This window comes from uncultured Cyclobacterium sp., from assembly GCF_963977555.1.
In the GTDB taxonomy this organism is placed as follows: Bacteria; Bacteroidota; Bacteroidia; order Cytophagales; family Cyclobacteriaceae; genus Cyclobacterium.
Map to the genome: position 1 here is coordinate 148,787 of NZ_CAXBPD010000008.1, position 14,791 is coordinate 163,577.

Sequence of the window (14,791 nt, forward strand, 5' to 3'; positions counted from 1 at the left end):
GTCTGGAACTTATTATTGTTGAAACTGATTAAGTTATATATTTTATAAAAAACCATAATTACATTAAAATGGCAAAAACAATAGAAATCACAGATAGCAGTTTTGATGAAGTAATCAAATCTGAACAACCAGTATTGGTAGACTTTTGGGCAGAATGGTGTGGACCTTGTAAAATGATAGGACCCATAGTAGAAGAACTTGCAGGAGAATATGAAGGTAAGGTCACCATCGGTAAATTAGATGTAGATGCCAACCAAGAAATTCCAGGCAGATTTGGAATCAGAAGTATCCCTACCCTTTTGATTTTTAAAGATGGAGAGGTAGTAGACAAAATAGTAGGTGCAGTTCCTAAATCTGTAATTGCTGATAAATTAGAAGCTCAGGTATAATTGCTACCAAGTATATTTAAGCATAAAAAAAGTCCTTCTTTCGAAGGACTTTTTCTTTTTACAAAGGCTGATCAGCTGTATATTATTGAATGGATCGCCCATTTAAATCATATACTACTCGACCATCCTTTACAGTCAATTCACACTCTAATTTTTGATTAGTAGGGACTTTTTGTCCTGTTCTATCCCAAAGTGTGAATTCACCCTCTCTGATATTCAAAATACTAATATCAGCTATCGCTCCTTCAGAAAGATGTCCCAATTCAACCCTTTGGATAACCTGAGCAGGCTTCCATGTACTCGCTTTAATGACATCTGGAAGTTCCATTCCCATTGCCAAGAAAGTGGTCATTACATTAAGCTGGTCTTTCATAGCAGCATTCATGCTCCCAGTGTGAAGGTCAGTACTGATCGTATTAGGATAAAGTCCAGCAGCTAAAGCAGGAATTGCTTGCTTAAATTCGAAGCTGGCTCCACCATACCCTACGTCAAAAATGATCCCTCTTTTTTGCGCATCCAATATAAAAGGCTCTAGCTCTCTACTAGTACGATTGATCACTGTTTCTCTAGCGCCATTGAGCTCGGCATAAGTATGCGTATAAATGTCTCCTGGTCTTAAACGCTCAAAAAACAATTCTTTAATTGATAGCGGATCAAATTCATTTGACCCACCGAAATCAACAATTACCGGCATATCAGCAATCCTACCAGCTTCCACAGCTCTGTCTATTGGAATCCAATCGCGACTTCCATAATGCGCCACTTTAAATCCTACAATGTGTTGTTTGTTTTGCTTAGCCACCATGCCGCTCAATTTAGCATCCATGTCACCTGTATTTTGCTCCCAAGCTCCACCACGCATGCCTTCACCCACGATATTCATAAAACTCAATACCCTTGTTTTACTTGCATCGATTACATTTCTTTTGAAAGTATCGAAGTTTTTCCATCCAACTCCTCCACAATCAACGATTGTAGTAACACCTACTCGGAAAGTAAAGCCATCTGGTGGCAATGCTGTTAAACCATCGCTTAAGTAATGGTTTGGTTTGGTACCATGAAATACGTGACCATGAATATCAATTAATCCAGGAGTTACGACAAGTCCTGAAGCAGCGATAACTTTTCCAGCCTCTTTTTCAGAAATGGATTTAGCCACTTTAGCCACCTTTCCATCTTTAATGGCGATGTCCATAGTAGCATCAATATTGTTTTTTGGATCAATTAACCTACCGCCTTTGATTAGCATGTCATAGGTCTGGGCACTTACCAAGCTACAGGTAAACACCATCACAACAAGTAATAATCTATATCTTAAATTCATCAGTTAAACTTTAGCTTTTAGCAATTCTTCAGCAATTCTCTTAGCGACAATTTTTTCTTCTTTTGGTCTTAACATAAATACAGTAAGTTTAACTGCATTGTCACCACCACTTATCACTTCTATAGAAGGGTTTCCTTCACGTAGTCTTTTGCGAAATTCCCCTTGATCAATATTAATCTTAGCAGTATCCCAGCCAATTTCTAGATAAGGCGTATGGTTTGCAATGGGCGGAACAGATACCTCGGTACTAACCCCATCGATACCAGAAACGGCATCAGAAATATGTGCAATTTTGTCTTCCCATTCTTTCCATTCTTTGTCATGATCCTTTTTGATATAAGTATCAAGTGCTACATACATGCCAAGAATTTCCTCTTTATTGACTTTCATTCCACGACCGATTGTGCCTCCTCTTGGTGGTGCACTTAACCTAGCGGCCTCTACAAGATCTCTGCGTCCCATTAGGATTCCTGCACTTTGGGGTCCTCTAATGGCTTTACCACCAGAAACACACACCAAATCAAATCCTAAATCATTGTACTTCCACAAGTTTTCTACTGGAGGAACATCAGCCGCCATGTCTATCATAGTAGGAAGACCATGTTTTTTTGCCAGGGCTACCCATTCCTCATGCTGAATTTTCCCAGAAGGCGCTTGATAATTGAGGAACCACATCATTGCAGTTTTATTGTTAACAGCGCGATCTACATCTGCTGCAGTTTCTACCTCAACAATGTCAACTCCAGTATTTGTAAGGGCGTGGACATAACCTGTGTTATGGGATTTTTGAACAATTACCTGAGATTTCATACCTGTTAGATCAGGCAATTGGCTAATTTTTTTTCTATCTTTTCCGGTAAGGACACCTGCAGTACCTAAAACCATGGCAGACCAACAGCCAGCGGTAACGGTGGCATATTCAGCATGGCACAATGCGGCAATTTTTTCGCCTACCTTGTCCTGAACTTCATCTAACATTATATAATGGTCTGAAGTAAAGTTAATGGTCTGAATAACTTCATCCGGCATTAGGGAAGCCGTCATTGCAGTATAGGTACCTGCAGCATTCACAAAGCTTCTAAGTCCCAATTCTTCAATGACATTCCTTTTGGGAACCGCCACCATGGTCTCTGCTTTTACAGCCGATAAAGGGATTCCCGCACCAAGTGCTCCTCCTACAAGAGGAAGGGTGCCTAATTTTTTCAATAATTTTCTTCTACTTAACATAGTAATATTTTTTTTGGAAGACGATCCGATTCATTTGCAAATGAATCGTAAGATTAGTCCTCGATTTCAACAATCATTTCAATTTCCAAGGCGATGCCTCCAGGCAAAGATCCCATTCCCACCGCTGATCTGGCATGCCTTCCTTTTTCTCCAAACACTTCTACCATAAAATCAGAAAAACCATTCATTACTTTAGGTTGATCTACGAAATCAGGACTAGCATTTACCATTCCAAGAACCTTTACAATCCTTGTCACCTTGCTCAAATCTCCAATTTCAGCTTTTAGGGAGGTAAGTAAATCAATGCCGACCAACTTCGCCGCTGCTCTACCTTCAGTTATTGTCAATTCTGTTCCCAGTTTACCTGTTACCATTCCACCTTCAGGCTTTACTGGGCCATGGCCAGAAAGGAATACCAAGTTTCCTGTTCTTACCGCCTTCACAATACTCCCTGTAAACGGTTCGGGGGTTTTTAAGACAATCCCCATATCTTTTAATTTTTTCTCTGGGCTTTGCTGTGCATTAGAAAATGTAGGCGAAGCAACCAGACATATGAAAAACAAAAACACAAATGATTTAAGCATAACAGTTTTATATTTAGTAGTAATTAGGTCTATAATAAAGTATCTGGGGTTTTATTCCCAAATTTTGGCACCAATACCATTCAGGTCCCAAACAATTCTTCCCGCTCTTAGAGTCAATTCCGTTTCTAATTTCTGTGTACCCTTAGCGGCAGCACCAGAAGAATCTATAAAACCGAACTGACCTTCATGTAATTTGAAGAGAGCAACATCAGCCTCAGCTCCCACAGATAGATTGCCTAATTCCTCTCTTTGTATTACTTGAGCAGGTTTCCAGGTTGAAGCGGTGATGGCTTCTTGAAGCGTCATTCCTAAATTCATCATTTTAGACACTACATTCAACATGTCTTTCATTCCCCCATTCATACTTCCAGTATGCAAGTCGGTGCTTATGGTGTTTGGATAAAAACCTTGTTGTGTTGCAGGTACAGCTACTCTGAATAAGAAAGACCCTCCGCCATGCCCAACATCGAATATCAAGCCCTTTTTTTGAGCTTCAAACCAATGTGGCCAAACTTTACCATCAGCATTCAGGGTACCTTCTTTAGGTCCATGCCCGGAGTGATCTCCACCGTACATATGTGTAAGGATATCTCCTGGCCTCAACACATCAAATAGTAAGGTAGAAAGTGGTAATGCAGGATCTGCACCCCCCAAATCCACCATTACCGGAATATTGGCAATTTCTCCCGCTTCAACCGCTTTTTCGTAAGGCCCCCATTCGTGTCCTCTATAGTGGGCTATTTTAACCCCAATAATCTCAGGGTGCTGTCTCGCTATCATAGCTGTCATTTTTGGACTCATGTCAGTAGTGTCCTGTTCCCTAGAGGTTACCCCACTCATACCTTCACCTACAATATTGATAAAAACCAATACTCTGGTCTTAGATCGGTCAATCACATTTTCTTTATAAATCTGAAAATTTTTCCAGCCAGGACTTCCGGCATCAGCAACCGTAGTGACTCCCGCTCTAAAGGTGAAACCATCAGGGGGCAAAGCAGAAAAGCTATTGTTATAATCTCTATGGGAAATTGTTCCGGAGAAATGGTGCCCATGAATATCAATCAAGCCTGGAGTTACGATTAAACCTTTGGCATCAATGATTTTTTTAGCAGACTTTTCGCTAATATTTTTGGATACTTTCGCAATTTTTTGATCTTTAATTGCGACATCCATCACCCCGTCAATTTTATTTTTGGGGTCTATTACATGACCATTTTTTATCAAAAGGTCAAAATCCTGGGCCATGCCTTGTAGGACAATCGCCATAAATAGGACAAAGGTTAGCTTTAGTAATTTCATAGGTATAACAATTTATTGAAAGGTTATTTTTCCGAAATATTTCGGTAAATGGAAATCTGGGTGAGGATTGATTACCTCATTCCAAGTAAAGTAATGAGGGTTACTGGTCCTGCCTGCAATTTTATAAAAATTAGCCTTCCAAGTTACACCTGGTGCAGGACTAGTGATCTCTCTGTATTCCTTAAGCAATGCCAAAGGCACCTTGAATTCTATAAACCAGGTGACTGGCTCCGTGATTTCAGGGTCTACTTTATCAGGCATAGTGTGTGCAATTTCAATTTGCTCAATTTCTTCAGGTTTCAATAACTTGAATTCTTTTCTAGGTACTGTTACATAATGAAATAAGGGCACACCAGAACAATTGATCTCTAAATTAAAATATTCTAAAGGTGAGCTGGTATCAGGAGCAAAGAAAAACTCTACACAAGAATCGCTAGAAACGTTTCCATTTACCTCTTGAACGACACATTTAACATATTTGTCCTCCACCTTGAAAATCCCGTATATATTGTCCTTATCGTATCTTAATTTTATTTGTGTTTTTGGGATAAATTTCTCCGGTTCTGGCCCCATATGAAGTGCTATAGCAACCGATGATACTTCTTGCCATTCCGGCTTGTCCCAGTTTCCATCAATTGATATTGGCTTGTCTACGGATTTGACAATGTACTCAGAAGTCGATGGTTTGCTTTCTATCATAGCTTTAGGTTTAGGACCTTGAATCAGCCCAAATAATACAATAAAAAAAGAAACAATTAATTTCATCCTTTGGGGTTTAATTGGTGGTCGCTAATTTAGTCCTTACTTAATTTCTTTACGTGCATTGGCCACCTCAATCGCTGAAATACTAGAGGAATTGTTACCGAAGCTTTTTCTGATGTAGGTCAATACACCTGCAACTTCCGCATCACTTAGGAAAGAGTGAGCAGGCATTATTCCATTGTAAGGTACGCCATCTACCTCAATTTGTCCTTCCAGACCTTGCAATATAACATTGATCAATTCCTTTTTATTACCTCGAACCCATTTGGTTCCTGCCAAAGGAGGAAATCTAGTACCATCTCCCAACCCATTGCTTTGATGACAAGTAGCACAGTATACATTATAAGTCTGCGCACCAACTTCCAGCAATCCTTTTTCAAGGTTGTCTTGCTCTTCATCAGGCTTTCTAATGTTGGTTCTTGACTCTTTTCTTTTTGCTAGTTCTTCTAAGGCTTCATCAGAAAAATCTTCTTTGTCTCCTGGATACATCACTCTCCAAATCTTACCCTGCACACTTTCAGTTATATAAAGTGAGCCATCAGGTCCCATAGAGATCCCCATAGGTCGCGCAGCAGCATCCCCGGTGTTGACTATCGTATCCAATTGGGCAAAGCCATCAGCGAAAACTTCCCATGGCCCTGAAGGTTTATCTCCTTCGAAAGGAACAAATCCTACAAAATATCCTGCCTGAGGATAGGGCCCTCTGATGGTACTGCCATGGAAGGCAACAAATGCACCATCTTTATACCTTTCTGGAAATTGATCTCCTGTGTAAAAGAACAGGTCATTAGGCGCATAGTGTCCTGGAAAACCTACTATAGGCATGGCCACTGAATCTACACCCGTGTCCAATTCCTTGTCTCCGCCATATTCTGGATTCAATAGTTTTTTACCCCGAATATGATCGTAATAGAAATAAGGCCAGCCTGCATTGGTACCTTCTTCTACCTTTAAAAACTCTTCAGAAGGAAGAACTGCTGATTCCCATCTTGAATAAAGATCAGGCCAGGTTCTGTACAAGTTATCTCGCCCATGCTGAACCACGTAAAGGCTGTTTTCCTTATCGTTCCAATCCATTGCCACGACACTTCTAATGCCTGTTGCATACAAGTAACCATCTTTCTGGGTTTGGTTGGGCTTATTTGCATCAAACCTCCAAATACCGCCGTGCCATTCCAACTGAGGACAAGGAAGCATTCCTGGTAAACCTGGACGTCTGTTAAACTCTTGACAAACATCTCCTGGAGAACCAAAAGGCACATACATATTGCCTTCATTGTCAAATGCAAGTGGTTTAGCAATGTGCTCATATCCATAAAATGCATTTTTATAATCATCACGCATAATTAATTCGGCTTCCCCTTCGGGCACCAAATTCTCTGGGTCAATTTTAATACGGAAAACATCCCCAGCTGTACTGAAGTAAAGGTATCCATTGTAAATCTCCATACCTGTACCATAACTGCCTATTTCTGGATAAGATCCGAATGTGTTTACAATGTCAGCTTTTCCATTTCCATCAGTATCTCTCAAGGCAACTATGCCTTGGCCTTCTTCATTACCGACTCTTAGCTTTACATAAATGTCGCCATTGTCCCTAACTGTAAGGTGCCTTGCTCGCCCAATGCTATCTACCACTACAACTGCCTCAAATCCTCCAGGAAGCGTTAAACCTCCATTGTCGGAATCTCCGCTTGGTAATTTCACTCCTGATTGGCAAGCTCCAAGAGAAAAAAGAACAAACATCAACGTGTAGTAAGCCAAGCGCTTTTGTGTGTTAAAAGAAATATTTTTCATCATATAAACATTAATAGCTATTCGTCTTTTTAATTTTAAGTGGGTGATCGTATTATAAATTAGATAGGTAAGTTAAGTTGAAATCATAAAATTTCCCTAGAATACAAGCGTATTAATAAAAGAAAATTACTTAAGTGGATAAAGCAGGATGGAAATGGTTCCTACCTCAAAGCTCCAACCAAAATTCCATGTAAATAAAGGGCAGAACCTATTTTGGGCTGAATCAAATTTACGTTGATTTCACTTGTATTAAAGGCGAATTATTTCGGGGTAATTACTGCAAATTTTTTAGGGTGAAAGCTCTAATTTATAAAAGAGCCAACACTTGGAAATCTAGGTTTTGTAATACCAATTCTTGATTATTTTAGGAGGTGATTCCATTTCAGTGAATTGTGAATATTACCTATCTTGGGCCAATGAGATGGCAAAAGTATTAAAAAAGTGTGATTTCACACTCATAATACCTGATATTTTAACCTAAATGAGAATCATATTACAAAAAAACCACTTTTCTGCTTCAAAGTTAAACTCATAAAGAAAATTTAAAATTCTGTTTATTTTAATACAATAGTAGAATTAAACTGTGTTTGTAGCGAGTTGATTAATGTATTCTTTTATTTCCTTTAAGTAATGCATCAAAAGAATGTTTGAAGGCAAATTTAGGTGCTGTCCAAGGATTTGATATCCTGAGGCAATAATCGTGGATTTAGGAAATCTCTTACCCAAAGATTGAAGGTATCCTTCTACAAATTCGCTAGAAGGGTTAGTCGTAATTGCCGTCACAAGAAAATCTGGATTGTGCACCTTATAAACATTATTTAAGTCTTCATCTGGGGTATTTTGGCCAAGATAAATAACCTTGTGCCCATTGGCTTTTAGTAAATAGGAAGTGAAAAGCAGGGATATCTCATGCAACTCACCTTCTGGCAAAAACAGCAAAAATTTACTTCCTTCTCCAGTAAACACCTGACCATCTATGGCTACTATTAATTTTTGCCTCACCAGATTCGAAATAAAGTGCTCTTGTCCTGGATGAATGCTTCCGGTTTGCCACAACACCCCTATTTTAGACAAAAAGGGATAGATGATATTCAACATGGTCTGTTCAAAACCTATTTTGAGAATATTGGTAGCAACAATTTTTTCAAATCTTTCCTCATTGAACTCCACCATCGCTAAAACCAACGAATTGATTTGATCATCGTAAGCAAAGGACCTTTCAGTCATTTGAAGCACTTCAGCTTTCATTTCTTCACCAGTCATTTTGGCGATCTTGCTTATTTTCAACCCATTCTCATTGAGTAAGGCTACATTCAAAATTAATTTTAGGTCATCATCGTCGTAAAACCTGATATTTGTATCCGTTCTTTTTGGATTAAGTAGTTTATACCGCTGCTCCCAAATCCTTACAGTGTGGGCTTTTATCCCAGATAACTTCTCTAGGTCTTTTATAGAATATTTACTCATTTACCTTTTTTTTAAAGTACTTGTTAGGTACAATGAATAATCCAAATGAAACTGCGCCATCTCTTTTTCTACTTGCATGGTGTGCTTGATGGGCCCTAAAAATACCTGCCAGGTATCCGCCTTTCGGTTTTGTAAAAAGCTTCACTCTCCTGTGTATTAATATATCGTGCAAAATAAAATAGCTAAAACCGTACAAGGTGATTCCCGTGCCAATCCAAAACCTATGGTCTAAAGTACTAACTCCCAATAAGATCAGTACAATAGCAACACTAGCGAAAAGGAAAGAGAAAAGGTCATTGAGTTCAAAAAATTTTTTGGAATAACTGTGATGTGTTTTGTGAATTTTCCACAATAAACCATGCATTAAATATTTGTGAATAAACCATCCGGAAAATTCCATGGCCACAAATCCAACCAATATATAGGACAAAGCGTAAATCATTGTTAATTAAACCAAGCTAGGGTAATTTTGTTTTCATTTTATAGAATCATTGCCAAAACAGTAAAAAAGGCCAGTAGATTAAAAAAGACAACAAGATTAAGTTTATTGTCCTTCTCAAAAGAGAGCTTTCTATATACGACCTGAATGATAAAGGCAACTAAAAACCAGGTGACGAAATTGGACACAGGAATACTGGCCTGATGCCACTGCCAGAAGTCTAAAGCAACAGCTACTTTTTCAAGGCTTAAATCCAACAAAACCATCAATGCAGCACCTGAGGCAGCTGCAATAAAGTCATTTTTTATCATTTTTTGAAAAATCCCGCCAGTTAGGTAAACCAGTAAAAACCAATTTAATCCTATCATCAAAGGCACCCCGAAGGCCTTAATACCAAGGACACCACTGTAGCTGTAATCCCCAAACAGCATTCCGGTATTGACACCAATGATTTCGGTAATCATGCCGAGAAAGAATGAAAAAAATAAAAACCCAAAGAAGCCTTTGTTAAAGTCGCAATGAAAATAAAGCAGAATGCCCGTAACCAATAACAAATGAAATGGTGTAATTAACTGAAACAATGATCGACTTTTTTCCCAATACAATCCAAATAGACCTACAACATGAAGTATGGTAATGAAGACTTTGGCTACCTGAGATTTTTCAAAATTAAAGAGGGTCGAATTCTCCATATAATTAGGCATAGCAAAACAGAAAATTAAATATTGAGGTACTATTTTTGTTTTCAATATACTATAAGTGTTTCTTTACATTTTTGTTCGAAAGAATCGGTACGAATTTAGTAGAAATTGAATTAAACAAGGCATAACACAAGAGCTAATGATACTTTACAACATAACAATAAATATTGACAGTGAAAAAGAGGAAGAGTTTATTGAGTGGATGAACCAGGTTTATCTTTCTGGAATCATGCAAACTGGCCTTTTTTATGAGAAACGATTTTTTCGCCTTTTGCAGGAAGACAATGGAGAAGGCATCAATTTTTCCGCTCAATTTTCGGCAGAGAGTATAGAAGAGGTAAAATTCTTTCAATCCAGGTATGGCGCTATATTCAGAGAAAGAATAAAAGAAAAATTTGGAAGCCAGTTTGTTTCTTTCCGTTCTGTATTAGAATCTGTTGATTAGTTTAATCTTCGGACTAGCTTCCTGTTTTCATCAGGAGGTCCCCTTTTCTTTTGATAATTAGAAGTCCAAAATGTTCATTCAAAATAGATTTACACCTATTTTCTGCAAAAAGTGCACGGGAAGAAGTATCATAAAGCAAAGTCATCCTTAAAAGGTTCTTTACGTAGGCAGGATTTTGTCCCAGTGTTTGGATCCAATTATGAAAGGTACACTTCCAATCTTCTTGGTATTTCTCAAAGTGGCTTTTACCATCAAACCTTAGCTCCAACTGATTCGTGCCAAATTTGTACCTAAAAATACCCGCAAGTTGCCTATAAATTATAGACAGATGATCTTCTGGAAAAGACTTTTTAGAAAGTATCTTCAAGTAGGTATCATCCTGTAATTCAAGGGGGTTGAACAATAAGGTAAAGGCAATTTTCAATTCCTCCACCATCAGATCCATCATCTCCTTTTCAATGCCATCTTGGGCCTGCCTAAGGATATAATTTTTATCTAATGGAAACAGTTTTCTAGTCATGATTCGCCTTTGAGCCTGCAAATTAAAGAAAAGTAATCGGAAAAATGCGGTTTTTCCACAATTTACAGCTTTTAATTTCGATTATCATTAATGTCAAATGCTTGCAACAGTAAAGCAAATTCCATTTTTAGGGATATTTCTACCATTATCTGGTAGAAGCATTGTTTATAGTCTGCCCAAAAAACACGGCATTTAAAAACATTTTATTTGTGCCAAACCAATAAGCCCTAAAGTTAGGGTTGTCTACAAACCCAATGGTCTTTCCTTTTCCTTTACCTGAAACCTGAACCACACCTTTGTTTTTCATCATTGCCAGATTGGTAGGGTGAACATAGCCACTTGCCAATGGACTCTCTGCGTACATCAATGGATTGGCAAATGGATTGCCTGAAGGCTCAAGAAATTGATTCCCTTGCTTAAACACATGAATTTCAGCATTATTATAGCCATAGCCAATAGGATGTGTGATGTCTAATGTAGCCTTGAAAATTGCCCCTCCGGTAACCTTCGCCCCTCTGCTGTTTTCCAAGTCTGCATACTGTTTCTGACTGGTGGTATCACTATAATCTGGATTTTGAAAATTAAAAACGGCAATGTCATTGTCCGCTAACCAACTCATGGCAGCTCCCCTGCTTATAAGTGTTCCCCCCATTTGTACCCATGATTTTAATTTTTCGGCTTCTTTTTCCCCTAAGATAGAATAATCACCAGTGGGCAAAATAATTACATTGTACCTGTTAAGATCTGCAACGGACATCCTATAGGTGGCCATTAACGTAATCGGGATTTCCATGCGTTGATCAAAAAGGTGCCATATTTCTCCAGCATCCGCGCTTCCAACTCCATCATCCACCAAAAGTGCAATGGACGGCTTTTTCAATACACTTATGCTAGGTGAGCCAAGGTTAACACCTCCCGTAAGCCCTGTGGATAAGGCATAAATATTCACTCCCGTTTTCGATGCTATTGTTTTAAGGTCTTCAAAAAAGGCTTGGTCGGACTTTTCGGAGTTTCCCTTTTCAACCAATATGGTGCCCCTTCCAAAATTTTTCTTGTCTTTCGATTGAAATTCCTTGTGACTCACCCTTACCTGATAACCAAGATCCATTAACTTGTAAAGGGCTTTGGGAGTATAATATTCATCCCATTCGAAGGCATAACTGTAAGCGCCAGCTTCCCCAAACACTTCCCCTTCTTTAAAAGAAAGACCATTGCTTACATTTACTACTTTAGCCAAGTTTAATATTTTGCTGCTCAATGACATGGAGTTTAGATTGAATGCCATTGGCATGTTCCAAGTAGAAACATCGTAAAATAAACTGTCCTGAAAAGTTGTTCTACTTTCAAACAATGATTTAACAAGCCTGTATTGAGGCTGGTCCAAAGGGACAATAAAAGACTTCCCTGATTTAAAGGGTACTCCATTTAGGGTAACATCTTCTTCAAGGCTATAAAGCTGTATATTGTGTTGCAAAAGAATATCGGCAAAATGAAAGGTCCGTCCATAATCCTCTATCGCTCCAAATATTATGGCCTTATTATCGTCCTCAGTATATTCCGCTTTGGCCTCTTTATAAAAATCAGACATGTAAGTATTCAACTCTACCCTCATGTCCGTAGCGGCATCAAAGGATGAAAGCGCAGTGGTGAATTGATTTCTGATAGTAAATGGAAATGAAATTTTACCATAATCGCTCTCCTGTAAGTTTCCTCTTGAAGAGGCTTGCTCAAAAAGAATCCCTACAGCTCCCTGAATGTCGGGATAAGTGGAACCTTTCCCAAAATAGTAATCATCGAAACTTTCCTTGGTATAATAAAGTGAGCCTATTTTGTCAAGGTATTTTGCATGGTAAGTTGCTATTTTCTCCGTGAGTTCAAAATTCTTTGCTGGAGTTAGTGGATTGTTCCGACTGGGAATTCCCGGTTGGAAAAAATAAGTATTGTCCGTACCCATTTCATGAAAATCAAGGACGATATTAGGCAACCAAGCCTGTAACTGAGCTATTCTCCCTTGAGATTCCGGATGCTGTACTGGCAGCCAATCCCTATTTAAGTCAAACCAATAGTGGTTTGTTCTTCCTCTAGGCCAAGATTCGTTTAACTCTCTATTGTTTCTGTCCCCATTAGGATAATAGCTTTTATGACTGTTTACCCATGAAGCAAAACGATTTATACCATCAGGGTTAATGGCAGGGTCAATAAGCAATATAATATTTTCTAGGTCTTCTTCTATTTCTTTTGCAGCCGTAAAGTGGTAGGCTGAAAGTAAAGATGCATTCACACCCGAGGCTTCATTTCCATGTACAGAATGCCCCATGTACATGACCACCGGCATTCCGGCAAGATCGGATTTAAAATCAGGATACCTCAAACCTCCCCTTTGCTCCTTAAGCTTATCTAGCTGTTTGATGTTTTTAGGAGAAGAGACAGCCAACATTATTAAAGGTCGTTTTTCATAAGTTTGGCCGTAGGTTATTAAGGTAGCCCTGGGAGATTGATCAGCTATGGCCCTGTAGTATTGTACGACTTGGGTGTGGTTCACATGCCACTCTCCCACCTCGAAGCCTAAAATTGAAGAAGGCTTTGTTATTCCTGTGTCGTAGGTAACGTCATCAGGAAGGTAATAATCTAGTTTAACATTCTGAGCACTAGCCGAAAAAAATAGAAATAACAATATACTGCTAAGTAGGCCTCTTTTCATTTTTTGCTGGGGGTTAATTACACGTAAATTAAGCGTCGTGTTATTTCAGGGATCGAAATTTAGGATGTTTTTTTATAAATTGAACGGTCATTTATCAAAACTTATTTGAAAATTTTTTTCAGCGCTTGGTTAAGATCTCCATACTCATACTTAAAACCTGTGCCCTCAATTTTTTCATTACTGACTCTATTTCCACCCAAAACCATATTGGCCATTTCTCCAAGTCCAAGTTTCAAGGCAAAAGAGGGAACACCTATATTTACAAAAGGTTTCCCTTTGTATTCAGCGGCTCTTTGGGTAAGCACCTTATTTGTAACTGGTACTGGACCTACCGCATTGTATATACCCGATACTCCATGGTTTTCAAAAGCATATTCAATCATTCTAGACAAATCTTCAATAAATATCCAACTCAAATATTGTTGTCCTGAACCCAAAGGTGCTGCTACAGGTGGTTTTAACATCTCTTTCAGCGCCCCGCCTTCCTTGGCCAATACAATTCCTATTCGAAAAGTAACCGTACGAATGTTTAATTCTTGAAATTTATCTGTTGCTTTCTCCCATTTTTTAACCACAGTAGCCAAAAAATCATCTCCTGCTGGATCTCCCTCAAAAACCAATTTTTCTCCTGTATAAAATCCATAGTAACCTACAGCACTTGAACAGACAATCGCTTGTGGCTTTTTCTCGGCTTTTTCTAAAGTTTTATAAAGCAACTCAGTACTATCAATTCTACTGTCAAGAATTACTTTTTTTCGCTCATCAGTCCATTTTTTGTCCGCTACTCCTGCTCCTGCTAAATGGATTATAGCATCTGCCCATTCTACTGCATCCTCATCGATATCCCCATTTTTCGGATCCCAAAAGAAGCACTTTTGAGAATGTTTATCCGGATTTCTGCTTAGCCAGGCAACCTTTTTACCAATTGCTTCAAGTCTTTTTGTTATTGAAGCACCTACAAGTCCTGATCCTCCCGTAATTAGTATATGTTGCATAATTAATTTACCCCAATTTTCTTAATTCATCGAAAGCTAGGCTCCACAAAAATTATTCCACGAAGCCTTAATCCTTAAGAAAAGTAACGCAATAAATTTGAAAATTAACTCAATCAGTGAAAAAACCTACATTAACAATGT

General features: G+C 38.5%; 14 protein-coding genes. 2 read left to right on the plus strand and 12 right to left on the minus strand.

Translation table 11 applies throughout. From position 1 onward, the window contains the following. Positions 1 to 68 precede the first annotated feature (68 nt). A complete protein-coding gene (gene trxA / locus AAC073_RS11920; RefSeq protein ID WP_339924061.1) occupies positions 69 to 389 on the plus strand; it encodes a thioredoxin in 321 nt (106 codons plus the stop codon). Between the two features lie 82 nt (positions 390 to 471). Here the strand turns inward: trxA and AAC073_RS11925 are convergent, their stop codons facing one another. From AAC073_RS11925 to AAC073_RS11965, 9 genes are all read right to left on the minus strand, one after another. Further along, positions 472 to 1,713 (minus strand): amidohydrolase/deacetylase family metallohydrolase, encoded by a 1,242-nt coding sequence (locus AAC073_RS11925; protein ID WP_339924062.1) that lies wholly within the window; start codon positions 1,711 to 1,713, stop codon positions 472 to 474. A gap of 3 nt (positions 1,714 to 1,716) precedes the next feature. After that, positions 1,717 to 2,940, minus strand: coding sequence for an aminotransferase class V-fold PLP-dependent enzyme (locus AAC073_RS11930; RefSeq protein WP_339924063.1), 1,224 nt, complete (start codon positions 2,938 to 2,940; stop codon positions 1,717 to 1,719). 53 nt (positions 2,941 to 2,993) lie between these two features. Beyond that, positions 2,994 to 3,524, minus strand: coding sequence for a RidA family protein (locus tag AAC073_RS11935; protein ID WP_339924064.1), 531 nt, complete (start codon positions 3,522 to 3,524; stop codon positions 2,994 to 2,996). A 51-nt stretch (positions 3,525 to 3,575) separates the two neighbouring features. Next, positions 3,576 to 4,823: an amidohydrolase/deacetylase family metallohydrolase gene (locus tag AAC073_RS11940; protein ID WP_339924065.1), complete on the minus strand. Its 1,248-nt coding sequence runs from the start codon at positions 4,821 to 4,823 to the stop codon at positions 3,576 to 3,578. Between the two features lie 12 nt (positions 4,824 to 4,835). Further along, positions 4,836 to 5,522 carry a carbohydrate-binding family 9-like protein gene (locus AAC073_RS11945; RefSeq protein WP_339924066.1) on the minus strand — a complete coding sequence of 229 codons (687 nt, stop codon included), beginning with the start codon at positions 5,520 to 5,522 and terminating at the stop codon, positions 4,836 to 4,838. A 102-nt stretch (positions 5,523 to 5,624) separates the two neighbouring features. After that, a complete protein-coding gene (locus AAC073_RS11950) occupies positions 5,625 to 7,385 on the minus strand; it encodes a c-type cytochrome (RefSeq protein WP_339924067.1) in 1,761 nt (586 codons plus the stop codon). Positions 7,386 to 7,958: 573 nt separating this feature from the next. After that, on the minus strand, positions 7,959 to 8,849 hold the full coding sequence (locus AAC073_RS11955) for a MerR family transcriptional regulator (protein WP_339924068.1): 891 nt from the start codon (positions 8,847 to 8,849) through the stop codon (positions 7,959 to 7,961). Next, positions 8,842 to 9,291: a sterol desaturase family protein gene (locus AAC073_RS11960; protein WP_339924069.1), complete on the minus strand. Its 450-nt coding sequence runs from the start codon at positions 9,289 to 9,291 to the stop codon at positions 8,842 to 8,844. Before AAC073_RS11960 ends, AAC073_RS11955 begins: the two co-directional genes overlap by 8 nt. Before the next feature lie 38 nt (positions 9,292 to 9,329). Next, the gene (locus AAC073_RS11965; RefSeq protein WP_339924070.1) at positions 9,330 to 9,980 is read right to left on the minus strand and encodes a carotenoid biosynthesis protein; all 651 of its coding nucleotides are present in this window, start codon (positions 9,978 to 9,980) and stop codon (positions 9,330 to 9,332) included. Between the two features lie 148 nt (positions 9,981 to 10,128). On the opposite strand from AAC073_RS11965, the gene AAC073_RS11970 reads away from it, so the two are divergent. Next, the gene (locus AAC073_RS11970) at positions 10,129 to 10,434 is read left to right on the plus strand and encodes a DUF4286 family protein (RefSeq protein ID WP_339924071.1); all 306 of its coding nucleotides are present in this window, start codon (positions 10,129 to 10,131) and stop codon (positions 10,432 to 10,434) included. 13 nt (positions 10,435 to 10,447) lie between these two features. Here AAC073_RS11970 and AAC073_RS11975 read toward each other — a convergent pair whose 3' ends face one another. The 3 genes from AAC073_RS11975 to AAC073_RS11985 form a co-directional block, all read right to left on the minus strand. Then, positions 10,448 to 10,954, minus strand: coding sequence for a hypothetical protein (locus tag AAC073_RS11975; protein WP_339924072.1), 507 nt, complete (start codon positions 10,952 to 10,954; stop codon positions 10,448 to 10,450). 145 nt (positions 10,955 to 11,099) lie between these two features. Next, a complete protein-coding gene (locus AAC073_RS11980; protein WP_339924073.1) occupies positions 11,100 to 13,655 on the minus strand; it encodes a M14 family metallopeptidase in 2,556 nt (851 codons plus the stop codon). 101 nt (positions 13,656 to 13,756) lie between these two features. Continuing rightward, positions 13,757 to 14,650 (minus strand): TIGR01777 family oxidoreductase, encoded by an 894-nt coding sequence (locus tag AAC073_RS11985; RefSeq protein ID WP_339924074.1) that lies wholly within the window; start codon positions 14,648 to 14,650, stop codon positions 13,757 to 13,759. Positions 14,651 to 14,791 lie beyond the last annotated feature (141 nt).